General features: G+C 34.2%; 28 protein-coding genes, 3 pseudogenes and 1 riboswitch. Of the genes and pseudogenes, 19 read left to right on the top strand and 12 right to left on the bottom strand.

Features of this window, described 5'->3' with window-relative positions; all coding sequences use genetic code 11:
- Positions 1 to 334: RNA-guided endonuclease InsQ/TnpB family protein (locus FOT98_RS25350; protein ID WP_144291174.1), on the top strand; the 334-nt coding region annotated here is incomplete at its 5' end.
- A gap of 155 nt (positions 335 to 489) precedes the next feature.
- Complete coding sequence (locus FOT98_RS25340) at positions 490 to 861, top strand: ATP synthase subunit I (RefSeq protein WP_063263580.1); 372 nt, start codon at positions 490 to 492, stop codon at positions 859 to 861.
- An 81-nt stretch (positions 862 to 942) separates the two neighbouring features.
- Here FOT98_RS25340 and FOT98_RS25335 read toward each other — a convergent pair whose 3' ends face one another.
- The 4 genes and pseudogenes from FOT98_RS25335 to FOT98_RS25320 all read right to left on the bottom strand — a co-directional run.
- A complete protein-coding gene (locus FOT98_RS25335; protein ID WP_000505689.1) occupies positions 943 to 1,047 on the bottom strand; it encodes a YjcZ family sporulation protein in 105 nt (34 codons plus the stop codon).
- A gap of 597 nt (positions 1,048 to 1,644) precedes the next feature.
- Complete coding sequence (locus FOT98_RS25330; protein WP_063263581.1) at positions 1,645 to 2,820, bottom strand: MFS transporter; 1,176 nt, start codon at positions 2,818 to 2,820, stop codon at positions 1,645 to 1,647.
- Between the two features lie 287 nt (positions 2,821 to 3,107).
- The gene (locus tag FOT98_RS25325) at positions 3,108 to 3,419 is read right to left on the bottom strand and encodes an ArsR/SmtB family transcription factor (RefSeq protein WP_000433539.1); all 312 of its coding nucleotides are present in this window, start codon (positions 3,417 to 3,419) and stop codon (positions 3,108 to 3,110) included.
- A gap of 153 nt (positions 3,420 to 3,572) precedes the next feature.
- Positions 3,573 to 3,674: pseudogene (locus tag FOT98_RS25320) on the bottom strand (TetR family transcriptional regulator); the annotation flags it as partial.
- A 216-nt stretch (positions 3,675 to 3,890) separates the two neighbouring features.
- Between FOT98_RS25320 and FOT98_RS25315 the strand changes: the two are divergent.
- The 3 genes from FOT98_RS25315 (at position 3,891) to FOT98_RS25305 (ending at position 6,109) form a co-directional block, all read left to right on the top strand.
- Positions 3,891 to 4,520, top strand: a complete 630-nt coding sequence (locus tag FOT98_RS25315) for a VanZ family protein (RefSeq protein ID WP_063263582.1) — start codon at positions 3,891 to 3,893, stop codon at positions 4,518 to 4,520.
- A 124-nt stretch (positions 4,521 to 4,644) separates the two neighbouring features.
- Positions 4,645 to 5,298 (top strand): DUF2306 domain-containing protein, encoded by a 654-nt coding sequence (locus FOT98_RS25310; RefSeq protein ID WP_063263583.1) that lies wholly within the window; start codon positions 4,645 to 4,647, stop codon positions 5,296 to 5,298.
- Between the two features lie 181 nt (positions 5,299 to 5,479).
- Entirely contained in the window at positions 5,480 to 6,109 is a 630-nt protein-coding gene (locus FOT98_RS25305) for a LysE family translocator (RefSeq protein WP_063263584.1), read from the top strand.
- Positions 6,110 to 6,270: 161 nt separating this feature from the next.
- Here the strand turns inward: FOT98_RS25305 and dhaQ are convergent, their stop codons facing one another.
- Together dhaQ and dhaS are read right to left on the bottom strand one after the other, a co-directional pair.
- Positions 6,271 to 7,269 carry a DhaKLM operon coactivator DhaQ gene (gene dhaQ, locus FOT98_RS25300; protein WP_063263585.1) on the bottom strand — a complete coding sequence of 333 codons (999 nt, stop codon included), beginning with the start codon at positions 7,267 to 7,269 and terminating at the stop codon, positions 6,271 to 6,273.
- Positions 7,270 to 7,288: 19 nt separating this feature from the next.
- Entirely contained in the window at positions 7,289 to 7,855 is a 567-nt protein-coding gene (dhaS, locus tag FOT98_RS25295; RefSeq protein WP_063263586.1) for a dihydroxyacetone kinase transcriptional activator DhaS, read from the bottom strand.
- A gap of 178 nt (positions 7,856 to 8,033) precedes the next feature.
- Here dhaS and dhaK point away from each other — a divergent pair, with 178 nt between their 5' ends.
- Both dhaK and FOT98_RS25280 read left to right on the top strand, forming a co-directional pair.
- On the top strand, positions 8,034 to 9,785 hold the full coding sequence (gene dhaK / locus FOT98_RS25285; protein WP_064774887.1) for a dihydroxyacetone kinase subunit DhaK: 1,752 nt from the start codon (positions 8,034 to 8,036) through the stop codon (positions 9,783 to 9,785).
- A gap of 632 nt (positions 9,786 to 10,417) precedes the next feature.
- Positions 10,418 to 11,422 carry a hypothetical protein gene (locus FOT98_RS25280; RefSeq protein WP_063263587.1) on the top strand — a complete coding sequence of 335 codons (1,005 nt, stop codon included), beginning with the start codon at positions 10,418 to 10,420 and terminating at the stop codon, positions 11,420 to 11,422.
- 197 nt (positions 11,423 to 11,619) lie between these two features.
- On the opposite strand, the gene FOT98_RS25275 is transcribed toward FOT98_RS25280, so the two are convergent.
- The gene (locus FOT98_RS25275; RefSeq protein WP_063263588.1) at positions 11,620 to 12,261 is read right to left on the bottom strand and encodes an FMN-dependent NADH-azoreductase; all 642 of its coding nucleotides are present in this window, start codon (positions 12,259 to 12,261) and stop codon (positions 11,620 to 11,622) included.
- 210 nt (positions 12,262 to 12,471) lie between these two features.
- Here FOT98_RS25275 and FOT98_RS25270 point away from each other — a divergent pair, with 210 nt between their 5' ends.
- The 3 genes from FOT98_RS25270 to FOT98_RS25260 all read left to right on the top strand — a co-directional run bounded on the left by FOT98_RS25270 (position 12,472) and on the right by FOT98_RS25260 (position 13,903).
- On the top strand, positions 12,472 to 12,978 hold the full coding sequence (locus FOT98_RS25270) for an RrF2 family transcriptional regulator (protein WP_016101675.1): 507 nt from the start codon (positions 12,472 to 12,474) through the stop codon (positions 12,976 to 12,978).
- A 180-nt stretch (positions 12,979 to 13,158) separates the two neighbouring features.
- A complete protein-coding gene (locus tag FOT98_RS25265) occupies positions 13,159 to 13,341 on the top strand; it encodes a DAK2 domain-containing protein (RefSeq protein ID WP_000337298.1) in 183 nt (60 codons plus the stop codon).
- 211 nt (positions 13,342 to 13,552) lie between these two features.
- The gene (locus tag FOT98_RS25260) at positions 13,553 to 13,903 is read left to right on the top strand and encodes an SH3 domain-containing protein (RefSeq protein ID WP_063263589.1); all 351 of its coding nucleotides are present in this window, start codon (positions 13,553 to 13,555) and stop codon (positions 13,901 to 13,903) included.
- Positions 13,904 to 14,056: 153 nt separating this feature from the next.
- On the opposite strand, the gene FOT98_RS25255 is transcribed toward FOT98_RS25260, so the two are convergent.
- Complete coding sequence (locus FOT98_RS25255) at positions 14,057 to 14,263, bottom strand: hypothetical protein (RefSeq protein ID WP_063263590.1); 207 nt, start codon at positions 14,261 to 14,263, stop codon at positions 14,057 to 14,059.
- 245 nt (positions 14,264 to 14,508) lie between these two features.
- A riboswitch (SAM riboswitch) is annotated at positions 14,509 to 14,615 on the top strand.
- A gap of 82 nt (positions 14,616 to 14,697) precedes the next feature.
- Here FOT98_RS25255 and FOT98_RS25250 point away from each other — a divergent pair.
- From FOT98_RS25250 to FOT98_RS25240, 3 genes are all read left to right on the top strand, one after another.
- Positions 14,698 to 15,756 carry an LLM class flavin-dependent oxidoreductase gene (locus FOT98_RS25250; RefSeq protein WP_063263591.1) on the top strand — a complete coding sequence of 353 codons (1,059 nt, stop codon included), beginning with the start codon at positions 14,698 to 14,700 and terminating at the stop codon, positions 15,754 to 15,756.
- A complete protein-coding gene (locus FOT98_RS25245; RefSeq protein WP_063263592.1) occupies positions 15,749 to 16,705 on the top strand; it encodes an ATP-grasp domain-containing protein in 957 nt (318 codons plus the stop codon). Before FOT98_RS25250 ends, FOT98_RS25245 begins: the two co-directional genes overlap by 8 nt.
- 328 nt (positions 16,706 to 17,033) lie before the next feature.
- Entirely contained in the window at positions 17,034 to 18,770 is a 1,737-nt protein-coding gene (locus FOT98_RS25240; RefSeq protein ID WP_063263593.1) for an S-layer homology domain-containing protein, read from the top strand.
- Positions 18,771 to 18,920: 150 nt separating this feature from the next.
- On the opposite strand, the gene FOT98_RS25235 is transcribed toward FOT98_RS25240, so the two are convergent.
- Complete coding sequence (locus tag FOT98_RS25235; RefSeq protein WP_235608062.1) at positions 18,921 to 19,388, bottom strand: hypothetical protein; 468 nt, start codon at positions 19,386 to 19,388, stop codon at positions 18,921 to 18,923.
- Positions 19,389 to 19,431: 43 nt separating this feature from the next.
- Positions 19,432 to 19,506: pseudogene (locus FOT98_RS33495) on the bottom strand (RNA-guided endonuclease TnpB family protein); the annotation flags it as partial.
- A gap of 276 nt (positions 19,507 to 19,782) precedes the next feature.
- Here FOT98_RS33495 and FOT98_RS25225 point away from each other — a divergent pair.
- The 5 genes and pseudogenes from FOT98_RS25225 to FOT98_RS25205 all read left to right on the top strand — a co-directional run.
- Positions 19,783 to 20,418, top strand: a complete 636-nt coding sequence (locus FOT98_RS25225; protein ID WP_063263594.1) for a hypothetical protein — start codon at positions 19,783 to 19,785, stop codon at positions 20,416 to 20,418.
- A 155-nt stretch (positions 20,419 to 20,573) separates the two neighbouring features.
- On the top strand, positions 20,574 to 20,888 hold the full coding sequence (locus FOT98_RS25220; RefSeq protein ID WP_063263595.1) for a PadR family transcriptional regulator: 315 nt from the start codon (positions 20,574 to 20,576) through the stop codon (positions 20,886 to 20,888).
- 13 nt (positions 20,889 to 20,901) lie between these two features.
- On the top strand, positions 20,902 to 21,513 hold the full coding sequence (locus FOT98_RS25215) for a DUF2812 domain-containing protein (protein ID WP_063263596.1): 612 nt from the start codon (positions 20,902 to 20,904) through the stop codon (positions 21,511 to 21,513).
- Positions 21,514 to 21,793: 280 nt separating this feature from the next.
- Complete coding sequence (locus FOT98_RS25210; RefSeq protein ID WP_063263597.1) at positions 21,794 to 22,279, top strand: hypothetical protein; 486 nt, start codon at positions 21,794 to 21,796, stop codon at positions 22,277 to 22,279.
- A gap of 246 nt (positions 22,280 to 22,525) precedes the next feature.
- Positions 22,526 to 22,609 (top strand): annotated as a pseudogene (locus FOT98_RS25205) (carboxylesterase); the annotation flags it as partial.
- Between the two features lie 262 nt (positions 22,610 to 22,871).
- Here FOT98_RS25205 and FOT98_RS25195 read toward each other — a convergent pair.
- Positions 22,872 to 22,961: a YjcZ family sporulation protein gene (locus FOT98_RS25195; protein WP_071722112.1), complete on the bottom strand. Its 90-nt coding sequence runs from the start codon at positions 22,959 to 22,961 to the stop codon at positions 22,872 to 22,874.
- A 307-nt stretch (positions 22,962 to 23,268) separates the two neighbouring features.
- Between FOT98_RS25195 and FOT98_RS25190 the strand changes: the two genes are divergently transcribed.
- A complete protein-coding gene (locus FOT98_RS25190) occupies positions 23,269 to 23,682 on the top strand; it encodes a hypothetical protein (protein ID WP_000120201.1) in 414 nt (137 codons plus the stop codon).
- 239 nt (positions 23,683 to 23,921) lie between these two features.
- Here FOT98_RS25190 and FOT98_RS25185 read toward each other — a convergent pair whose 3' ends face one another.
- The gene (locus FOT98_RS25185) at positions 23,922 to 24,377 is read right to left on the bottom strand and encodes an LptM family lipoprotein (protein ID WP_063263598.1); all 456 of its coding nucleotides are present in this window, start codon (positions 24,375 to 24,377) and stop codon (positions 23,922 to 23,924) included.
- Positions 24,378 to 24,540 lie beyond the last annotated feature (163 nt).

Raw genomic sequence — 24,540 nt, 5'->3', positions numbered from 1 at the left:
TGTGGTGAAAACCAAGCCAACGTTTATTACAGTAGAAGATTTGAATGTGAAAGGTATGATGAAGAACAAACATCTATCTAAAGCTGTAGCACAACAATTTTTTTATGCTTTTAAAACATTGTTATCAACGAAATGTAGGGAATATGGAATTGAACTACGGCAAGTGGACAGATTCTATCCATCTTCTAAAACATGTTCATGTTGCGGTCAAAAAAAGTCGGATTTAAAGCTGTCTGACCGAGTATATACATGTGATTGCGGAAATGTAATAGACCGAGATTTAAATGCATCTATCAACCTTTTACAAGCAAAAAAATATACAATACTAACGTAAATAGATTGTATATATGTACGGTGGGCTACATCGGAATTTACGCCTGTGGAGTGTCACAGCAAACTGTAGTAGCAAGTAATTAGCGAGGCAGGGCACGTAGAAGCAGGAATACTCTAAGAATATACATTTGTTTATATTTTTAGTAGCAGCATAACATGATTCGTATGGCATTAAGATCATTTAACATACAAATATATTGTTTACTAGGCGTGATGTTACTGGGATGGTTGCTGACACCTTTTCAAGCCCAGTTTGTAGGGATAAGCATCGGCCTTTTAGTGAGTATGTACTGCGCCTGGATTTTAGGGAGGCGTATCGAAAAGTTCGGAAATAGCATCGTAAAAAAAGAAAAAGCACCAATGCTTGGCATGATGAATCGGTTTGCAGCGGCAATACTCGGCGCGATTATTATGTATGAAATTGAACACCGTGAGTACATGTGGACATTTGCAGCTGGAATTATGGGTGGGTATTTCTTGGTTATTATTAATTTGGGGTATTACAGTATGAGGGATGCGAAGGAATAAAGTGCTGTGTAAATAACTAATTTGGATGATTTTTATTACAAAGAAACGACACCCATATAAGAGTGTCGTTTCCGATAGTTTTTAGCAGAAGCAAGAAGCTCCAACAATGATCAATAAAATAAACAATACAACTAGTAAAGCAAAGCCGCCGCCACAACCACTACTACAACTACCACCAAATCCCATAATAGTTCCTCCTTTAATAAGAGGGGAAAACAAGGGGTCACTCATGTATTTTAATGGATTCAACTTACTTTATGTTTTTTACACAATAATTGAGCGGGTCCTTTTGAAAATAAAGAAAAGACACCCTAAGGTGCCTTCCTCCGACTTGAACCATCTTAATTTTAATAATATTGGACTCCTGTCCGAATATTATTTTACCATGTTAAGTTGTTTTGGGAAATGTTCCATATCGATAATCGCAATAAACGTTTTAGTTTTGGAATTATGTATCTGTCTAAACGTTGAAATTAATAAAGGAACGATATACTTGAGGGTATTTATGAGTAGTGATTACAATCGTACTATTAAAAAGAACCCCATAAATGATAAACCATTCCACTAACAAAAAACACTAATCCTAAAAACAAAACAATTAAAGCAAGTACTCCATTTTGATTATGTTCCATAAAATTAGCTCCTTTTAAAATTATTTTTATATACAAAAAAGCCTTTAGTCGTAATTATGGCTAAAGGCTTTGAGCATTATACTTTTTAGTTAATAAAATCTTATAAGAAGAATGTATAATGTTTTTTATCGAATTTGGAACTGAAAATGTACTAGCTTGATAATGAAGCCTGGCTATTAGAATTGAAAAATTTTAGTTTTATTATAATTAATAGAAATGAGAGTAGTGTGAATATAAATCCGCTCCAAATAAGCTGATGAATACCTAAGTTTGAAATGAACCAGCCCCCAATAGTGGTTCCTAAAGTAATTCCGAGATTTGAGAACGAAACGAATAGACTGTTACCAAATTCAGGTGCTTCTTTAGCTTCACTTATTAACCATGTTTGACCAACAATTAATCCACCAGCATGTACGATTCCCCAAATGAATACGATAAAAATCATTGGAACAAGGTAGGAACCTAAATAATAAACCAATATGTAAACAATAGAATATAGAATAGGGAATGATATTACAGTGTTTATTATGCTTTTTTGCAGGAGACCACCAAATAAATGATTACCTAAAATCATAACTATACCAAATATGAATAGCATGATACTGATGAGAGATCCATTCATGGAAGTTACTTTTGCAAGGTACTCAGCGAAGTAGCTGTATACGGAAAACATGGCCGCAAAAAGGAATGTGACGGTTAAAATATTTAACCATAATCCTGGTTTGCCGAGTATACGAATTTGTTTGCCGAAAGACATTTTTTCTTTAACAGGCATAGAAGGAAGTAGGAGTAGTATTCCAATGAATGCAACAGTGTTAACGAACGCTCCGAATAAGAAAGCCATTTCGAGTGAAAATTGGTCTGCAAGGTAAGAGGTTAGTGGTACACCTAAAGCAAAACCAACAGTAATTCCCATGAAAACTTTTGTAACTGCTTGACTACTCTTTTCTGGAGGGACAAGTTTAGCAGCTGTTACAAGAGCGATTGAAAAGAAGAGTGGATGAAGCGCTGCCGGTAAAATACGAAAAATAAGCATGATTTCAAATTGTGTTGTATAAGCGTAGATTAAATTTGAAATAACAAATATGAAAATTGCTGTTAATAAAATTATTTTGCGATTCATACTAGAGACGAGCAGAATTAAAAATGGACCAGAAATAGCAACAACTAGTGCAAATATACTTACTAAAAACCCAGCTTGTGTAGTTGAAATTCCAAATTTTTCAGTGATTTGTGGTAATACGCCGACAATACCCATCTCGGTAGTAATAATTCCGAACACACCTATTGCGAGTGTCAGAATAAGTAAAGGATTTACTTTTTTCATTTATAAAACTCTCCATTCGTATCAGTATTTTGAAAATAAATTCATTAACAAAGAAGCTTTATTATAAGCATAATTGGATGCCAATATTATAAGGAGTATGTAATTTTAAATACAATAACAGATATCTAAATAACTAGATATGATATGTTAAAAAAATTTCTCCTTTCGAAGTTTCTTGCTCTTATAGGCAGTGCAATTTATAAAAAAGTAATTGGATACCTGTAAAAAAGCAGAATGTGTGAAAGCTAATAATCAATTAGTATGCTGATTAATTATTAGCTTTCATTTTATAATTCGTTTTGGACGTATTCAGAAAACTCTCGTATTGTTTTTTCATTTCGCCGATAGTAGGTCCATTTTCCGATTCGGTCAGACTCTAGTAAGCCTGCTTTTTTCATAGTTAATAAATAACTAGAAATAACCGATTGGGCTAAGCCAGTTTTAAGCTGGATATCTCCTACGCATACGCCAACTTGAAAGTTAAGGTCTTGTTCTAGATAAGGTTTTTCGTCGAAATGGTTTTCTGGATTTTTCAACCATGATAAAATTTGACATCTTGTTTCATTTGACAATGCTTTATAAATTAATAAAGGTTCCATAAGGATATTATATCTACTTTTATAGATTTGTAAATGGGTTTTAGTGATTTTAAGGGAAGAAGGTATAGTTGATCCCCTTGATCTGTACCCTTTGTAAAGGACATTCTAAAAAAATGATTTCTGTATGCAAACAGGAGTCATCTTCTTTACATTCTATTGATAGCAAGAGTGATTATAGTACGTCATATATTTCTTAATTTCATGTTTTAACTGAACAAACGATTCACATGATTTTATATATGCTTCATCGGTTAAAGTATTACGAGGATTACGTGCAAAAATGATAATATTGTTAAGTTTAAGCATGTTGTTGCCTAGCTATAAATGGCGGATTACTAAGAAGAGTAATAATAAAACCCAACATAAGATTTAAGAAAAATTTTATATTTACCCCACTTTTTATTTTAAAAGTTTTCCCTATCCTATAAACAACAAAGTCATAGATGAAATTGTAAAGTTAGGGGATTCTACATGGATACAGGAGTTTTGATGAGTTATTTGTATACTTATTTGTTTACTATTATGTTTTGTATTGTGTTTCAAATTGGATTTTATTTTAAAGTGAAAAGAACTATATCTGTTCGGCATTTTCTATGGGTATATGTTTTTCTGTTCTACCTTTCGTTAGTGTATAGGGTGACTCAGATCGCGACTGTATGGGATATAAGTAGATATGAAACGTGGATTCGTGTAAGTCAAATCAACTTGACTCTATTTGATACGGCAGGTAGTACGACGTATCTTTTGAACATTGTACTGTTTATGCCATTAGGTTTTTTATTACCGACTATTTGGCCGCAGTTTAGAAAGATGAAAAACACCGTATGTGCGGGATTCTTTTTTTCATTGGCAATTGAGTTAAATCAATTACTAAATAATAGAATTACAGATGTTGATGATTTATTTACGAATACCCTCGGGGCGATTGTTGGGTATGTATTATATAAAATATTATATACAGCATTATTTAAAATGATATTAAAAAGAGAGGTCAAAAAGCTTGATACGAACTCTTCTTTAGTCATAAAATACGAAGCTGTTTTTTGTTTAGTGTGTTCATTTGTAGGGGCGATGTTCATTTATTATCCTGGAGATCTGTAAGCTACGATCTCGATTATAAAAACAATGTGCTGAATAGATCATAAAAGAAGGCTTTTCTATTTTTCCCTAGAATGAACAGTAATGAATAATCTAATTCCTTAATGTAGTAAGGAGGCAGTAAAATTTGAACAGGAAAATTTGGTTTGTAGTTACTTGTTTTGCTTTTTTAGTAGCTAGTTATATTGTTGTCCAATATTTTATTATGGATGGATTTCAAACAGGGCTTGTAAAAGTGAAGCTTATGTTTGGGTCTAAATTAAGTGCGTTCTGGTATATGATGCTATTTATACATATTACAACTAGTATAGTAGCATTAGTAATTGGTCCGTTTACATTATCCACTAGATTTAGAGAAAGGAATATCAACCGTCATCGAATAATTGGGAGAATCTATATGGTTGGTATATTATTAGGAGGCGTTTCTGGATTATACCTATCCTTTTATGCTACGGGTGGATTGGTAGCGAAGTTAGGTTTCGGTTTGTTATCCGTATTTTGGCTAACATCAGCATATCAAGCATTAAATAGAATTAAGAATAAAAAAATTAAAGATCATCGGAATTGGATGATTAGAAATTATTCTTTAACCTTTGGAGCAGTTACATTAAGAATTTGGCTACCGTTGTTTATCGTTCTATTTGGAATAGAGCGTTTTGAACTTAGTTACGCTATTATTGCTTGGTTAGCGTGGGTACCCAATTTAATTGTTGCAGAATTATTTATAAGAAAAAGACTTAGTAAAGGAAAATATCAAGGAAATGAGGATTTACATTTTTGATGTGAATTTGCTGTAATATTGAGGGCAGAATTCTTCAGTAATTGAATTTTTAAATAGCTGGATTTCGTTTGTAGATTCAAAAATCCACTAATTTTATTGAATAAATAGAAAATACTTTCTTTTTTCGTCTATTTAATTTAGTATCAATAAGGGCACCAAAAAAATAGATAGAGGTGCTAAAATGTACGGTATTATTAATTATGAAGTGTTTTTACTAACAGGAATTTTATTGAATTTAATTCCTGGTGCAGACACCATGTATATTGTGGGGAGAAGTATTTCACAAGGTAGAAAAGCAGGTGTGTATTCTGTTTTTGGTATTATTACTGGTTCTTTAGTTCATACGTTGTTGGTTGCTTTTGGTTTATCTATTATACTTACAAAATCTATTTTGCTATTTAACACTATTAAGGTTATAGGTGTTATCTATCTTGTATATTTAGGGATTAAAATGATACTTGATAAGACAAATGTAGCTTTCCAGGCCTCATCCAATAAATTGAACATTAGAAAGATATATGTACAAGGACTTTTAACAAGTCTGACGAATCCAAAAGTCTCTTTATTCTTTATTGCGTTTCTTCCGCAATTTATAGATACAAAGGCTTCAGGTCCTATGCCTTTTATCATTTTAGGACTTACTTTTACAGTAACCGGACTATTATGGTGTTTATTTGTTGCTTATTTCTCTTCATATGTTACAAAAAAATTAAGAGGAAACCAAAAGGTAGGAATGATTCTAAATAAGATAACAGGACTGATTTTTATTGGCATGGGGCTAAAGTTGCTTCAAACAAAAGCTCCTCAATAAACCTGAATAACATAAAAATGCCCCCTTTCAAGAGATGTAATCTTAGGTTTAGGCTAATTTCTACATACTAAAAAGTCCCTTTAACTTTGAAGGGACTTTTTGCTTGTTATTTTGAGTTATTTAAAAATTTATTTCAAGAAACAACCTATACTTTCATTGTATTACCAACTAGCAGTTTCCGTACTTTCTTTCAACCACTTCACCCAATCCAAATCTTCTACCTTAAGCAAACTGAGCGATACACCTTTCATATCTAAAGAAGTTAGAAGGGTACCAACTTTCACGAACTCCACATGTAAGCCTTCCAGCTCACATAAGCGTCGAATGTCATTTGCGAAAATGTATTGCTCCATTAGTGGAGTTGCGCCTAGTCCGTTAATGAGGATGGCGAAGTTGTCACCTTTTCTCCAGCGATAAATGCTTTTAAGTTTGTTCATTAGTTCGATTGCTAATATTTCAGAAGAGGATAATGCTTCTTTACGGTATCCTTTTTCTCCGTGAATGCCGACGCCGTAAAAGACTTCATCGTCGTTTAATGAAAATGAAGCTTTTCCTTTCAATGGATCGTTTGCAGGTGAAAGGGCGACCCCTAATGTGTGTAAGCTTTCGGTGATAGAACGGCCGAGTGTTGTTAATTCTTCTAAAGAGTGACCTGCAAGAGCGGCCGCACCGAGTATTTTTTGAACGAAAACAGTACCAGCGACGCCGCGTCTTCTTTTATTAAAAGAAGCATCATCTTCAATTGAAACGTCGTCATTTACGATGATGTGGTCAATTTGTCTTCCTTCTTCTTTCACGATTTGTTCTGCTGCTAGAAAGTTTGCTACGTCATCTGTAAAGTTTTTGATGATGAATAAAATACTTTTATCTTTTGGCATGAGGCGAGTTGCTGCGACGATTTGTTCCACTGTAGGCGGAGTGAAGATGCTGCCGTTTACTGCCGCCGTCAGCATACCTTTTCCTACATAACCGATATCAGCAGGCTCATGTCCGCTACCACCGCCGCTTATAATGACAACGTTTTGCTTCAGTTTCTCGATATCTTTTACATAAATGATGTTATTTGTTTCGTCGTAATATACTTTGTCGTTATGTTCAAAATAAAAGCCATGCATCATATCTTGAACGATATGTTGTACATCATTCATAATCTTTTTCATTGCTTTTGCCACCCTTTAATTACTTTGCTGATTGCTCGAGTAAAAGTAGTAATTGATTGTTTATCATATTTTTCATGAGAGAAGACATAATGGACGGATCTACTTCGCATTTACTTTCAATCCAATCTTTTATTGTCCCAACGAAGCCGTGACTATAAAAGGAGGCAATCGTATTTTTTGTCTCATCAGAAAGGCAGAATCCACAGCTCACAGATAATTCATCAATAATTTTCATATATAAGTTTTTCGTATGCTCAAATAAATAGTGATTAAACGAGTTTTGCTCAATGACTTTAAAAGCATTTCGGTAAAATTTTTGATTTTCATAAAAGTAATCAAATAATAAATCGAAAATGTTTTCCCACGTTTCATAGTCGAGAAAGTCGATAATGTTCTCTTTTGTTTCTTCTTTATAAATCCAACTTAATAGTTCAAATTTATCTTTGAAATGATAATAAAAAGTTTGCCTACGCATTTGACAGTGTAACATAATATCGCTCACTGATATTTTATGAAAGGACTCTGTTTCCATTAAATACTTCAATGAATTTGCGATTATCTTTTTAGAAATTATAGAAGAGGTCATGTGAATCATCCCTAGAATGTTATTAATATGAAAATCCTACCTACAAATGAGAGCGGTGTCTTTAGACAGATTGTCCATTTTGTCCGTTTACTATAAAACGCTTTCATTTTAACATGGATAGTAAGAAGAAGATTTCAAATATATCACAATATATTAAAGGAATTGAGGGAGAATCACAATGAAAAAGATTATAAACAAACCAGAAACATTAGTAATGGAAATGTGCAACGGAATGGTTATGGCTCATCCAGAGCTTGAGCTTTTGAAAAAATATAAAGTGATTAAGAAGAAAGAAATGAACGAAAATAAAGTAACGTTAATTAGTGGCGGTGGTAGTGGTCATGAGCCAGCGCATGCAGGACTAGTCGGAAAAGGAATGTTAGATGCGGCAGTGTGCGGAGATGTGTTTGCTTCACCTTCACAAATTCAGGTATATCAAGCAATTAAAGAAACAGCTAGTAAAAAAGGTACGTTATTAATTATTAAAAATTACAGCGGCGATATTATGAATTTCAAAAACGGAGCGCATTTAGCGACGGAAGATGGAATTGAAGTCGACTACGTAAAAGTGGATGATGATATTGCGGTAGAAGACAGTTTGTATACAGTAGGACGCCGCGGCGTTGCGGGCGTTATTTTAGTTCATAAAATTGCCGGTGCAGCAGCGGAAGTAGGTATGGATTTAGGAGCGGTGAAAGCTGTAGCGGAAAAAGCAGCGGCTAACGTGCGCACAATCGGTTTAGCATTAACGTCTTGTACAGTTCCAGCGAGCGGATCACCTACTTTCACACTTGCGGAAGATGAAATGGAATATGGCGTAGGTATTCACGGCGAGCCAGGAATTAAACGTGAAAAAATGTTGTCAGCGGATGAACTAGCGAACCGTATGACAAATGATCTTGTAAAAGATTTAGGAGTAAAAGATGGCGAAGAAATTGCGCTTCTAGTTAACGGTTTTGGCGGAACACCACTGCAAGAACTTTACTTATTTAACAACGCAGTGACGCGAGAACTAGCTGCTAGAAACATTACAATTAATAGAGTATTCGTTGGTAATTATATGACGAGTATCGATATGGCTGGTATGTCTTTAACAGTAATGAAATTAGATGATGAGCTAAAAACATTACTATCAAAAGAATGTAATACACCAGCGTTTAAAGTAGATGGACCAGTTGAAAGTGTTGAGTACGTAAATGTGCTTGAAGAGACAGAAGAGAAGGAAGTTTCCTTTGAAATAGAAACGGCGGAAGAGCACGCTGTGATTAAAGATAATGTCATTACATTAAACAACATGATTTATCTCGTTGATAAAATGAGCGACGTTATTATTAAAAACGAAGTGCCATTCTGTGAATTAGACACGCATGCAGGTGACGGCGACTTCGGAATGAGTGTGGCAAAAGGATTTAAGCAATTAAAACGTGAGTGGCATTCTATCGTAGATCAAGAGAACGTAACGATCGGGTCATTCCTTGACGGTTGTTCGATGATTATTATGGAACATTGCGGTGGCGCATCTGGTCCAATTTGGGGCGGAGCATTCCGCGCAGCTAGTAAAGCAGCAGGCGAAAAGCGTGAGCTAACAGTGAAAGAATTCGCTGAAGTGTTGCAAGCAGCACTGCAAGGCATACAATCTATCGGTGAAAGATCATTCGGTAGAGGAGCAGTAGTTGGTGATAAAACACTTGTTGACGCACTTGCTCCATGTGTAGACTCTTGGCTAGCTAGCGCTTCAAAAGAAGAAGACATGAAAACTGCCTTCGAAAAAGGAGCCGAAGCAGCGGTTAAAGGAGCAGAGTATACGAAAGAAATCGTAGCTCGCATGGGCCGCGCCGGTACAGTTGGTGAAAGAAGCCTAGGCTATCCAGATGCAGGTGCACATGCACTTGGAGTTATCTTTACGGAGATTGCTGGTAGTTTGAAATAGGAATTGGAAAGTCCCCTCTGCCTTGTGGTGGAGGGGGTTTTTATAGTTGATTGATATGTAAATTTGCTGGATATTCTCTTCGTAAAGATATGTGTGTTTATAAATACTGAGATAAGGATTTTAAAAGAAGCAACGTGAGTTCTCATATAAATATGGAGTTCAGGTTGTTTAATTGTATTGTTGAAAAACTGACTAATTGATAGAAAGCACTTCAAAAGGTGGTGTTTATTATTTTGGACTTCAAAATTATGTTGGCCACCTTATGGAGTACTTTGAGTGGGATAAGGAGATTATCTCGTATATTCTATTTTACATCTATTATATTTGAAAACTGCAGATTCATCTTTTTATAAAAGGCATCAGTACATAGAGATATTTAAAGAAGAATTATTTGAAAAAAACATACAATTTTTGAGAAACATTAGGTAATTCCAAATTTTTGAAAAAGGTTATTGATTGTGTTATTGATATTTTGTAAGATTTATACAGGTGCGAAAGTATTTATTAGTAATAATTTTTGGGATAATGGTGAAGCTTACGGAACTTGATAAAATAGGGTGTTCGCATGAGCAAATTAGAATATATTTCTAATTTGCTTTTCGTATTTATAGAATTTATTTAGGGGTGATAAAATGAATCGAAACAGACTGGTATATATACTGTTATTATCAATGTTATTGTTGTTTAGTGCTTGCAAAAAAGAAACAGAAAAGACACAAGAAAATAATAATCAGCCTAAAATCCAATTAGACAGTACTAATTTCAAATCAACTATTGCTAGTACAGTAAATCGAGATAAATTGCCTTTCGCCGAAACTGGTGGGATTAATGTTGGGATATATAATCAAAATGGAGAAATTGAGAAAGATTTTAACTTTAATATAGAAGAAAACCAAAGTCTTAAAAAATTTATTTCTTTAGGGAATTTAATTAAAACTGAAAGGGTTTATAAGATGTTTCTTCTTGTAGATTATAAACAAAGTGAATTTAAAGTTGATGGTAGAGAGTTAGCAAAAGATTTCACTTTTCAAGTAGGTGCGGGAGAATCAGTAGAAGTTCCTATAGAAATCCCACCATTACCAAAAGGGTTACATGATGTGGTTTTTGTCATTGCTAAATTCCCTGATAAAAAAATATTAGATGAAGAGTTTAGGAAACAAACGGATTCATCCAATCTTCTATTTGTAAGATTCAGTACAGTAGTAGGAGGGGATGAGACTGTAAATAATCAAGTTAAATTTAATAGTTACGGAGAAAAGAAAACAGAGGATATGCTAGATGGTGTTTTTATTGCTAAAGAAAATAATTACAAGAGATGGTTGACTCAAGAAGTTACTAAAGATAAAAATTTGAATTTCTATACGAAAGTTGGAAATAATAGCAATACAAGAAAACAATATGCATTAGTACAATTCTTTGATTGGGAGCAGATGAAATTTATAGATAATAAAGATGTATTATTTTATGATTTAGAACCAAATACAGTTTATACTGTAAAGTCTCAAATCCCTATAAACAAAGAAAAAGGAGTGTATGATTTAACGCCTATTTTAATACATAATCCTTTTCAAAAAGTAACGGTATACAATCAACAAATAGATACAGCAATTAGAGTTGGAGTAAATGTAGAGGATTAGTAAATACAAATGAAGCTTTTTGTCAAACTATTACAGTGGCTGAATTAATACTTATTAAATATAAACAAAAGCACTCTAATTAGAAGAGTGCTTTTGTTTCGTAGAAGTTAGGTGGGGATCAACTGCCCGTAAAAGCCCAATTGGTGAGGGCTGATAATCAGTGGGGGATGAACGCCCCCATTGATTAAAGCTTCATTTTATTTGTTAGCCAATCTAGAAGCTGCTTCTTCAACTTCTTTATATGCATTTTGTAATACTTCATTTGAATCTAGTACTGCTGTTCCTTGTGCACGAACGATTTGATAATCTTCAATACCTAAGAAATTAAACATTGCTTTTAAATATTTATGAGAGTATTCCACTTCTGTATACCAATCATCATTTGTATAGATTCCTCCACTTGCTTGTATAACAAGCATTCTTCTTCCATCTTTAAGTAATCCGACTGATCCAGTTTCAGTATATTTAAATGTTTCACGTGCAATCATGATATTGTCCATGTAATCTTTTAATTTTGATGGAATATTAAAGTTGTGCAAAGGTAATACGATAACATACGTATTTGCACTTTTAAATTGTTGTAAAATCTCGGACATACGCTCTGTTACTTTTTGTTCTTCATTAGTTAACTTTTGTCCATTTCCTTGCTTTTCCCATGCGCTTAAAACAGTTTTATCTATCATTGGTACTACATCATCGTATAAATTAATCTGTTCAATCGTTTCATTATTAGGAATTAATTCTTTATAAGATACTAAAAAGTGGTTAAGAACCTTAATGCTGACTGATGATGGATCATCCACTTTCGGATGTGCGTTTATGATAAGTGTTTTGTTCATTTGTATTTCCCCTTTTTAAAAGTTTTTACGTTTTTATTGCCGACCAAGTTAATCGTCGATTAACTTGGTCTTTAATATAAACTCTGAAATTATTTTTGTCAATTGAAATACACACTATTCTAAAAGAGCCCTTTTTTATTTGACTAAAATTCTAAATGGTCCTAAGATACAATTTGATAACCCTTAAAATAAAAAGCAGGTGATTTGTATATGCAATATAGTGTTGGGGTTGAATATGCCTTGCATTGCCTAGTTTATTTAATTAATACTCCTTCCAAAGAAAGTGTTGGAATAAAAGATTTGGCAGAGTTTCAAGGACTTTCTGAAACATTTCTTTCAAAAGTTTTCGGTAAATTATCTAAAGCTGACATTGTGAATTCTGTCCCAGGTGTAAAGGGAGGGTATAGGTTAGCTAAGTCTCCAGAAGATATCTCTTTTTGGGATGTAATAGAAGCTGTCGAAGGTCCAAAACCTATTTTTCAATGTAAAAATATTGTGCAGAATGGCCTACTATATCGAGACGAGGCTTGTAATTCTTGTGAACCTAGCAATTCTTCTTGTACAATTAACTTAGTGATGCTTGAAGCAGAAGAACACATGCGTGAGTTTCTTCGTAAAAAGACTCTTGCATGGTTAGATAAAGAACTTGATATTGTTTTACCTGAAAAGATAAGGGTAGATACTCGTGAATACTTCAAACAAAAAAACTCTAACTAAATCGCCATGACGAATTAGTTAGAGTTTTTTTTGTTTTTTAACATTAATTCCATCATGTGGGTATTTCATCACAAATTCCTTCTTTAAATATCACATTTAATTAACTCATAAAGTTTCAAATTGATTAACATTAAAATTCTAAACAATACAATTTTATTTTCGTAAAAAGTAAATGGATTTATGTGTTCATATATTTTAAACATAGTGAAAATTGCCTTTGAAAAAGGAGCAGAGTATACGAAAGAAATCGTAGCTCGCATGGGCCGCGCCGGTACAGTTGGTGAAAGAAGCTTAGGCTATCCAGATGCAGGTGCACATGCGCTTGGAGTTATCTTTACGGAGATTGCGGGTAGTTTGAAATAGGAATTGGAATAAGGTGGAGGGGCTTTTATATAGTTGGTAGAAGACTACTTCCGGGCTCTCTCTGTAAAATATGAGTTTGTTAATATTTTTGATAAAATTTTATTTCAAAACTCCAACTAATATTTCTCAACATTAATATATTGCAAATAGTTAGAATATTTAAGATAATCGTTTGTGAAGAAATAAATTATAAAAAAAGGGGGAATTTATTTTGTTACGTCGCTTATCTATTTGTACTTTATTAACAGCTTTTATTTTTACTTTGTTTACATTTAACGGCTCTGCTTTCGCGGCTACGAATACTACTGAAAATGAAACAGTAGTAGCAGCTTGTGCAAAGGGAGGTACGGTAGGTACATATGGTGCAAAGATGCGCAGTGGTTACACTGTTGGATCACCTGTCTTACATACATTTAATAGTGGTGAGAAAATTACTGGAACATGGGTAACTGGTGAGTATGTTCAAGGGCATTATAGTAATTCTAAACAGTGGTTAAAGGTTACTTATAAAGGGATGACAGGTTATGTATCCCACACAACATTATATAACATTTGCTCATAAAACTATGTACTATAATAATAACTCTGGATATATTGAACTAATCTCTTTTAGGGATTAGTTCTTTTTATCTTCTTGAAAAATATTCATTTTTAACAAAAGTAGTGTATGAATTACTAGTTTTTTCTATATAGAGGACATCCTGATTCTAGTGTTTTATTCATTAAATATCTCCGGCTTCTCCACTCTAAATGATTTCACCTCACCGCACTCTAAACAAAATGTAGTTAATAGTTTGGAACGTTTTCCCACTGAAAAGAGCCTACTGGAATCATCTTCACAAACATATGCATGATAAGCAAATCCAACTCTTCCTTCTTTAAATGTAGTAGAACCACAATTCTCGCATCGTATATTTTTCATGCTACTAACACCTCTTTTGCTGTATTTTTAAGATAGAAGTAAAGCAACTTGGTTATACATGATGTTTTCGACAAGATACAATATACCCCTCTCTATATCCGCAAGTAAAACAACATAATCCCCTTATAAATCTCTATAACAATATGATTTTTCATATATCATTTAATGTTTATCGGAAAAATAAGTATTGAAGTATTGATTTTTATTATTCAGATGATTATAATAAATAAAAAACAATCAAACAATTCTTATGTTGAGAAGTGGAGGGACGGGCCCTATGAAACTTCGGCAACCTCGTTTTAGACGAAAGGTGCCAAATCCTGCAGGTGAAAAAAAACCTGAAAGATAAGAGCGGTTCACTTAGTCAAGAAGGCTACTCTTATTTCGATAAGAGTAGCTTTTTTTATGGCTAAAAGATAAAGGGGGAATAGGTAGTGGAGTATGGTTTTTGGTTACCGATTTTTGGGGGATGGCTTCGAAATGTAGATGATGAATCTATGCCGCCTACGTTTGAGTATGCAAAACAAACAGCGCAAGCGGCAGAACAATTAGGTTTTTCAACAACACTGATTGCAGAATTAAATTTAAATGATATAAAAGGTGTTTCAGCACCAAGTTTAGAGGCGTGGACAACTGCGGCAGCACTTGCAGCAGTAACGGATAAATTAGAGATTATGACAGCTGTAAGACCTGGCTTCCACAATCCAGCGGTTACAGCGAAAATGGCAGCAAATATCGATCAATTAAGTAATGGCCGTTTTACATTAAATGTAGTTTCAGCATGGTGGGAAGAAGAAGCGAAACAGTACGGCGGAGTATTTACCGCACATGATGAAAGATATGATCGTACAGAGGAATTTGTAACAGTTTTGAAGGGTCTTTGGAAAGAAGACAAGTTTTCTTATAAAGGGAACTTTTATGAGCTTCAGCATACAAACTTAAGTCCAAAACCTGTGCAGAAACAAGGCATCAAGCTTTATGCAGGTGGTGAGAGTGAGAGAGGAAAAGAGGTTATTGTAAATCACGCAGATGCGTATGTAATGCACGGGGGAACAGTGGAAGAAGTAGCTGTGAAAATAGAAGATATGAAGAATCGTAGAAAGAAAGTCACAGAGGAGCCATTGCAGTCATTCGGGCTGGCGGCTTACGTCATTTGTCGTGATACAGAAGAAGAGGCAGTAGAAGAATGGAAACGCATAACGGATGTGAAAGATGATGCGTTAGGTTACGCGGGTTACCAAGATTTTGTGAGTAAATCGCAGTTGGAACAGCAAGTAAAGCTCAATGATTATTCCGTATCGAATCGAGGGTTACGTCCTAATTTAATCGGAACACCAGAACAAATTGCAGAAAGAATACTTGCTTTTGAAAAAGTGGGTGTTACGTTATTACTTTTACAATTTTCACCACAGCTTGAAGAGATGAAACGATTTTCTGAAAAAGTGATGCCATTAGTTGAAGCGAAAAGAAAGGAATTGATTACAAATGAGTAAAATTTACATATTACATGAGAATAAGGAATGGACGAATCATTTAGTGAAAAGGTTGGAAGAACTGGAGTTACCGTATGAGGAATGGCTTTTAAATGAAGGAACACTTTCATTAGAACAAGAACCTCCCAAAGGTGTTTTTTATAGCCGCATGAGTGCTTCTTCACATACGAGAGGGCATCGATATGCACCTGAATTAACTGAAGGGGTTCTTGCTTGGCTAGAGGGATACGGGCGCACAGTATTTAATGGGTCTCGTGCATTACGTCTTGAAGTAAGTAAATTGAATCAATATGCAGCATTAAGAAAGTTTGGAATACAAGTGCCGAAAACAATTGGTGCTGTTGGTCGTGATCATATAGTAAAAGCAGCAAGGGAGTTAGGGGAAGTACCGTTCATTACAAAACATAACCGTGCAGGTAAAGGCCTTGGTGTTCAACTGTTTCATTCCATTGATGCTTTAGAACAATATTTGGATGGTCCGGCGTTTGAAGAACCCATTGATGGAATTACTTTAATCCAGCAATATATTGAAGCGCCAGAACCATATATTACACGTTGTGAGTTTGTAGGCGGCCAGTTTGTATATGCGGTTAAAGTAGATACATCAGAAGGGTTTGAGCTTTGTCCAGCAGATGCATGTTCGATTCAAGATGCTTTTTGCCCAGTAGGAGAAGAGAGTAAGAAAGAGACGTCAACAAAATTTGAAATTATATCAGGCTTCCAAGAGCCAATTATTGAACAATACAAAGAGTTTTTGAAGGAAAATGAAATCGCTGTTGCTGGTATTGAATTTATTCGCAGTGCGGATGGAACAATCTATACGTATGATATTAATACGAACACAAACTATAATTCTGACGCAGAGTTTGTAGCGAATCAATTTGGTATGCTTGAGCTTGCTACATTCCTTGGAAGAGAATTAGAAAAACAAGTAGAGTCAGTTAAATAGTGTAGAAGGTTCTAGTAAAAACCTTTGTTACAGTAATCGTGGTCGTATGGCCAAATTCTTATTGTTTTTGCACAAAAGTATAAGAAGTAGCCCAAGTTTTCATGAGGAACTTGGGCTGTTTGTATGTTGTATTTCTCTTTTGTTTATATATTCGCAAGAAAAACAACATAATATTAATACGGAAAAATATACTAATATGAGTTTTTGCATATTTCAAAAATTAGTGTATCCCTCAAAAAGTTTTAATTGTATAATATGTTTTGTCATATTCTTTTAGATTTTTCGACAAAACATAACATAAATAGAGAACGAATTGGGAGAAGGAATTATGTACACAAAACTATTAAAATCAATTACATCATTATCACTTATTGGTGGTGCTTTATTGTATACAAATGGCAGTGATGTGAGAGCTGCTGAGGCGGTTGTTTTTTCTGATGTGCCTACATCGCATTGGTCGTATCCGGCGATTAAAGATTTAGCGGGTAAAAATATTATTTCCGGTTATGGAAATGGGAAGTTTGGTTTTGGAGATGTTGCAACGAGGGAGCAAGTTGCAGCTTTAGTGTATCGAGTTATGCTACCGAATAAACAAGGAGGAACATTTAGTAGTAATAATGCTCTTTATGTATTAAAGGATGGATCTAAGTTTAATAATCCTTATGGCGATATTAATCAAAACTCTACGATGTTTCCTGAGGAAATTTTAATGTTAACGAATGCAGGGGTATTTAAAGGGGATGAGAAAGGGAATTTTAGACCGAAAGCTCCTGTGAATCGTGCAGAAATGGCACAAATTTTAACAAACGCTTTCCAACTTTCTGCGAAACAAAAGCATACATTTAACGATGTTCCAAGTGGTTTTTGGGGTGAAAATGCAATTAGTGCAGTGCAATCAAACGGGATTGCTTCTGGTACAGGCGAAGGAAAATTTGAGCCATATAGTACGGTGAAACGTGAACAATATGCACAGTTTTTATATAATACTTTGAAATATAAAAAGCCTGAAGTTGCGGTGCAAGATACAGGGGATGCGGCATTATTAGCAGCATTCAAAGATGAAGTGCAAAAGCGTATTAATGCGTATGAAACGAATATTACACTTCCGTATAAAACGAAAAATAGTAATACAAAAGAAGTGATGAATACACTTTTTAACGCCTATAAAGAAGTTGCAAGTAAAAATGAGTATACAAATAATAATAGATCGAATGTTTCATATGGACTTTCTGGATCGCCTGGTAATTATACGTTTACGTTAAAGATTACATACCGTGAAACGAAAGAACAAACGGAATATGTAATGAAGCAAGCAAAGGCAATCGTTTCTTCGATTACGCAAGTTGGAATGGATGATCACGAAAAAGTGAAGGCGATTCATGATTATGTTGTAAAACACGTTTCTTATGATACGTCTTATAAAGCTTACACAGCATATGAAGCACTCGTAAATCGTTCTGCGGTTTGTCAAGGTTACGCACTATTAACCTATCAATTATTAAAAGAAGCTGGAATTGAGAATCATTTTGTAGTAGGAACTGGAGACGGTCAGCCTCATGCTTGGAACTTGGTGAAAATCGAAAACAAATGGTATCACCTTGATACAACATTCGATGATCCAGTTCCAGATGAACAAGGCCGCGTAACGTATTCTTATTTCAACTTATCTGACGAGCAAATTGCAAGAAATCATGAGTGGAACCGCGGGGACTATCCGCAAGCTACAACAAATTATTATAGTACATTAACAAATAAAATTGCGGCAGGTGGTACGAAAACAACTGCATATCAGCAAATATTAAAAGATACAAAGTTAAATTATTTAGGAAATGAATACATCGCAAATAACTATAATGAATTCAAAAATAAAATGCAGCAACGTTATAAAGAAAAGTCACCAAAGATTGAAATTCTTTATAAACAATCAATGGATGGTGCATTGCAAGATGTGAAAAAAGTAATTGGAGAAATCGGTTATCCGCAAGGAGCAAGCCGTGTTTCTTATAAAGCGGAGCCGTATAATGCGAAAGAAGGATATTCTTTAGTGACGATTACGTTTATGTAGTGAGAATGAAAAAGAGATGTAACAAATTTAGTTTAAAAAGTGAAAACGTCCTCGATGAAATCGAAGAAGTTTTCACTTTTTTTCATGCAGTTATGGTGTATGGAAGTTACGCTGGAACAAATAAAAAGTCCGTATACCAAGAGCCTGCTGTTAATATTGCGTTTTATCTTCATTAGAAGTAACTACAGATGCAGGGCATACCGACGTTTTAGAATTAGAGGTCCCTGTAGTTTTTGGAACGGTTGCTTTAGTAGGAAAAGGATCATTGCTGGGATAAGTTGGTGGTGCAAATTGTTGCTTCTTATCTTTTTCTTTCATAGGTGTTTTCTCAAATGATGGATTTAATTTGATGGAGTTGTCCGGCGTTTTTGTTTTATCTTTAGGTATGGCGTTTTTAAGGTCCTCTTCTGTATAAAGGCCTCCTGTTTCTTCATATAATGAATCTTTACTTTGAATATAGTTTTCGGGTTTGGAAGGTTCAGCGGGATTCATTATTTTTACTGGAGTTTCTGGATCTTCTGCTGCCATTACTTGTTGCGATGATAGTGACGAAGAGAATATAGAAAATAGGATAATAGAAAAGACACATACATTTTTGGGGGTACAAAATGTAATCATAATTTCCTGCTACTAAAAATATAGACAAATATACACTCTTTTACACCCTAAGCATATTTTTATCTATAGTTTCTCTTTTGTTAGTAACAGATTGTTCACCTCGCTTTTTTATATTTTCACTTACTGTTGCTTCCTCCTTATATTTGATGAAATCATTATATCACCAATTAAATGCAAATGATAATCAATATCATTAGTGGAATATGCTTGCGATTTTATGGGAATAAACAAAGCTATTTTCAATATTTGTTTAGAGTGTTTTGTAAACATTAGAAAAGGAGATGTCCTTATAGGGCAGCGTCTTTTATTATTTTAGTTCGACATAATGTGACAAAAGAAAATAACTGCATCTGTTATGATGACTTTGGTAATTTTACATTTTGGAGGATTAAGAATGAACAAAAAGAAGATTGTTGCTGCGTTAATAGGAATTATAGTGTTACTTGTAATTATTAATGTAGTTATTACGAAGGGGAAAACGACATCAACTAGTGAAAAAATGTACACGGAGAAGGAATACAATAAATTAGTAGATGAGCATTTTGAGGAAATGGAAAAGTTAAAAAGTGATAAGAGTGTATTAGAAACTGAAAATAAATCTCTTGATGCGCAAGTTAAGAAGTTAAAAGATGAATTAGCGAAAAAAGAGCAACAAGTAGTGCAACAGCCAGTTCAACAAGAACAACCGAAGCAACAACCAGCACCAGCTCCACAGCCGGAAACGAAAGAAGAACCTAAACCAGAACAGCCCGCAGGCGCATTTGCAAATCCTGTGAAAAGTATAAATAAAACAGATGCAATGAACAAGGTGAAAGAAAAAGCGAAGCAAGACTTCCAGGATGATTATATGACGCAAAACTTTGTTGCGGATGAACAATCAAAAGCATTTGATTTCTTAAACAGTATTGAAATTAAATCACAAGAAGAATTGAACGTGATGAAGAAGGCATTAGGAGATTTTCCTAACGATTTTATGACCGCAAAGTTTGTTTATGAAGAGCAAATGAAGGCAAAGAATAAGCAAGGGTAATACAAAAACGCTATCTTTTTAAAAAGGTAGCGTTTTTGTTATGGGGTATAAAGTTATTTTTGCATTTGACATATACAGTCTAACTGTATAAAATCAAACTATACAGTTTAACTATATAGTTTAGCTATATAGTTATCGTTACATTGGAGGTCTTTATGAATAGAGATAAAAATTTACCATTAACGGAAACAACGTATTACGTCCTTTTAGCATTATTAGAGCCAGCTCATGGATATTTAATTATGCAAAAGGTGGAGGAACTGAGTAATCATCAAGTGAAAATTGCAGCGGGTACATTATATGGCGCGGTTGAAAATTTATTAAAACAAGGGTTAATAGAATCGGTGAAAAGTGAAGATAAACGAAGAAAAGTGTATGTCATTACGGGACGTGGGAAAGAAGTATTGCACTTAGACTTTATGAGAATGCAGCACATTATTGAGGTTACAAAAAGTTTATTACACGTATAGTTAGGGGGAAACGATGATGTGGAGATTGAAATTCTTTTTAGACTTTGAGAAAGAGGAAAAATGGTTAGAAGAGATGGCTTGGAAAGGCTATCAACTAGAAAGCAATACATTTGGTTATACATTTAGATATACAGAGCCGGAAGATGCGACGATTAGAATAGACCATAGGGTATTTAGTAGAAAAAGTGAATTTATTAATTACTGTACATTATTTGAAGATAGTGGCTGGGAGCATATAGCTGGTAATCGGTGGACAGGTACGTACTATTTTAAAAAGATAAATGAAGAAAGTGAAGATGATATTTTCTCAGATCAAATGTCACGAGCGGGGAAGTATAAACGTCTATCTAAAACATTTTTAGAATTAGCGATCTGTTATTTACCGATATTATTTTTATTTATGTATAGTAATACGATGAATTTAGGAGCATTTGTAAATCCGAAAGAACTATACTTGACGCCTGGATTATGGGATAAGCAAGGCGTATCATTTCTATGGTCATTCTTATTTGAAACACCATTTGCATTAATGAGAGGATTGTTTTTGACATTTATCCCTGTTGCGACATGTATGTTTTTCGTTTGCTCGTATAAAGCAAATCGGTTGTATGAGGCGAGAAGATGATAGAAGGGATCTCCTTACAGCTGACGCTTTGCTAAGCAGGTTTCATTGTACGTGAAATTGTTGCAAAATAATAAAGACATATTGTGAAATGATTTCATCATAAAAGAAATCATGTCCATTTGATAGAGATAAAAATCACATAATTTCACTAAATTCACCAATGAGGGCTGCGGCTCTCTTTTTTTATTTTCAGCGACAAAATTCGATATAATAGTTGTAACCATTTTTGTTATGCTTAGATGAGAAATTATACATTCCCTATAATCGGAGGAAGAGAACTATGCAAAACTCATTTTATACAAAGTGGTGGTTTTGGTTTATGATTGCCGTAGTCGTAATTGTTGTTGTCGGAGGGAAAAACAAAAAAGAAGAAGCTACAACAACTCCCGCAGAACTGAAAAAAGAAATAAAACAAGAACAACCTAGACAAGATGTTCAAGCTCAACCAGAAAAGAAAGAAAAACCTAAACAAGATGTTCAACAATCTGCATCGGGATTTACAAATCCTATTAAAAATATCGATAAAGCAGCTGCCATGAATGCTGTCAAAGAAAAGGCAAAGAAAGACTTTCCAGATGATTACATGACACAAAATTACGTAGCAGAGGAACAATCTAAGGCGTTTGATCATCTAAATGGTATTGAACTCAAATCCCAGGAGGAGCTGAACGTTATGAAAAAAGTGATCAGCGACTTCCCTAACGACTTCATGACTACTAAATATGTGTATGAAGAACAGATGAAAGCTATGAACAAGCAGCAATAAGATACTATGTTGTTCATGTTTTCTGGATTAAAAATATGGATAAATACGGTGAAATGAAAATTGGATGGGAGTCCAATACATAGTATTAAAATTAAGATGGTTCAAGTCGGAAGAAGGCACCTTAAGGTGTCTTTTTCTTTTTTCTAAATAAGAGTTTTTCTTTAAAGAAGATAAATTTTCAATGGATGATTACCATGAATATATAGATAAAGTTCATCCGTATATTTGTAGAAAGGAGGAATTTAAATGAAGAGAGAGGATAATAAGATTGGTCACTTTACATCTGAAAAAGGAAAAAAAGACTTTCAAATTGCCTACGATGAATCAATGGTGAGTTCTCTAACGAAGTTAATGCCAGGATCCTTGATTTTATAGAAAAACATGCTAATGATAACTAAGTTGAATGTGGAAAATATATTGTAATAACAACTTTATCTATTTTTATGGATATGTATAATTACATAAAAATTCAGAGGAAAAGAGAGTATACTTTCTTATTGTGTAATAAAGATAAGGCCCGCCTACGGAAATAGGTGGGCTTTTTTTACATATAAAGAAAAGACACTCACATGAGTGTCTTTCCGATAGTTTTTTAGCAGAAGCAAGCAGCTCCAACGATGATTAATAAAATAAACAATACAACCAATAAAGCAAATCCTCCGGCGAAGCCACAGCCCATCATAGTTCCTCCTTTTAATAGGAGGGGAAAACTAAAGGTCCACTCATGTGTTTTAACGGATTCCATCTACTTTATGTTTTTACGAATGAATGGAGCAGGTCTTTTCCAAAATAGACTTATTTATCCTTAGAAAGAGTTCAAGGACAAAATAGGAGAATCTATATTATTCATTAAGAGGGAATAAATGAAAAACAAAATATCCAAAAATACAGATGGAAATCCGCTTTTATACCTTTCATTAAAATAATACTAGCATTATATATTATAAGGAATACTTGTCCTTAATTGTAAATGAAAGGGGGGAATTGATATGAGTTATGGCTATGGTCATCCTCCTGGAAAATGTCATAAACATCACAATGAAACTTTGTCAACGGGTGTATTACGTAGACATTCCGCTACGTTGTTTCTTACTGTGGAAGCTATGAATGTTGATCCAGATGATACTCATACAGTAACTGTTGAAATGTTTGATTGGTCATCGGGTTCTCCGGTATTGTTACCATTAGTAGACCCTTCAACACAAACATTGGCACCTAATCGATATGTTACTTTTCGTTCAGCAGCTCTTCCTCCAGGAGTTTTTGCTTATGAAGTAAGAATCATTCGTTCGAAAGATAGAGATGTTGTTACGAATGTTTTTGGTCTTAGTGCAATAGTATTTAACCCACAAGAAGGAAATAATGTTTTACAACATGATTTAGCAAAATTAGACCTTAAATAGATTTTATCCCGCGTTAACGGACAGTAAAACTCCCACCTCAAAATTCAGTTGGAGCAAAGAAGTTAGGTGGGAGTCGGGCTGTCCGTAAACGTCCGATTGGTGAGGGCTAATAATCAGTGGGGGATGAAGAAAACCCCCACTGATTAAAGTTTCACTTTATAAAAATTTATTTATTGGACATGATTAAAAAAGAGTAGGATGTAATCCTACTCTTTTTTAACATCAATTATATTAGAATTTTAAAAGAAATCCTTCATCATTTTCGCATCTTTAATGTTCACTACCACACCTTCAACTTTATCTTTCTTCTCATCTTTCGCAATCGTAATTTGCTCCTTATTATCAACCCACACAAGAAACTCTTCTTTTGCGTCATCTTTATATGTAACGGTTATAGTAGAATGTGCAGATTCTCGCTTTTTTTGATCTAGTGTAATTGTTTTAGGCGTTCCTTTTTGAACTGCTGAAACGATTGATTGTATCATTTCTTCGTTATCTGTTTGAGATTTTGAAACGTTGTTATTTTTTGTGCTAAGTATTTCGATATCTGTAATATTTGCGGAGTTTAATTGAAAGGCATTTTGTTTCTGTTCTTGTTTAGTTTGTGGAGATTTGTCTGTAGCTGAGGTACTGGCACAGCCTATTAAAGTGAAAGATAGAGCGGTTAGAGCGCATATAGATATGATTTTTTTCATAGTATCCCTCCTTATGTTTAATTATAACAATTTTCTGTTAATTTAGGTAGTTATTGTAAGTAGATTTATCCCGCTTTAATGGGCAGTAAGACCCCCACCTCAAAATTCAGCGAAAGCAAAGAAGTTAGGTGGGGGATCAACTGCCCATAAAAGTCCGATTGGT

Origin of the sequence: Bacillus sp. HY001 (genome assembly GCF_007558965.1) — a bacterium.
Lineage (GTDB): Bacteria > Bacillota > Bacilli > Bacillales > Bacillaceae_G > Bacillus_A > Bacillus_A mobilis.
The sequence above is the reverse complement of the archived record's forward strand: the minus strand, read 5'-3'. Positions and strand labels throughout refer to the sequence as shown.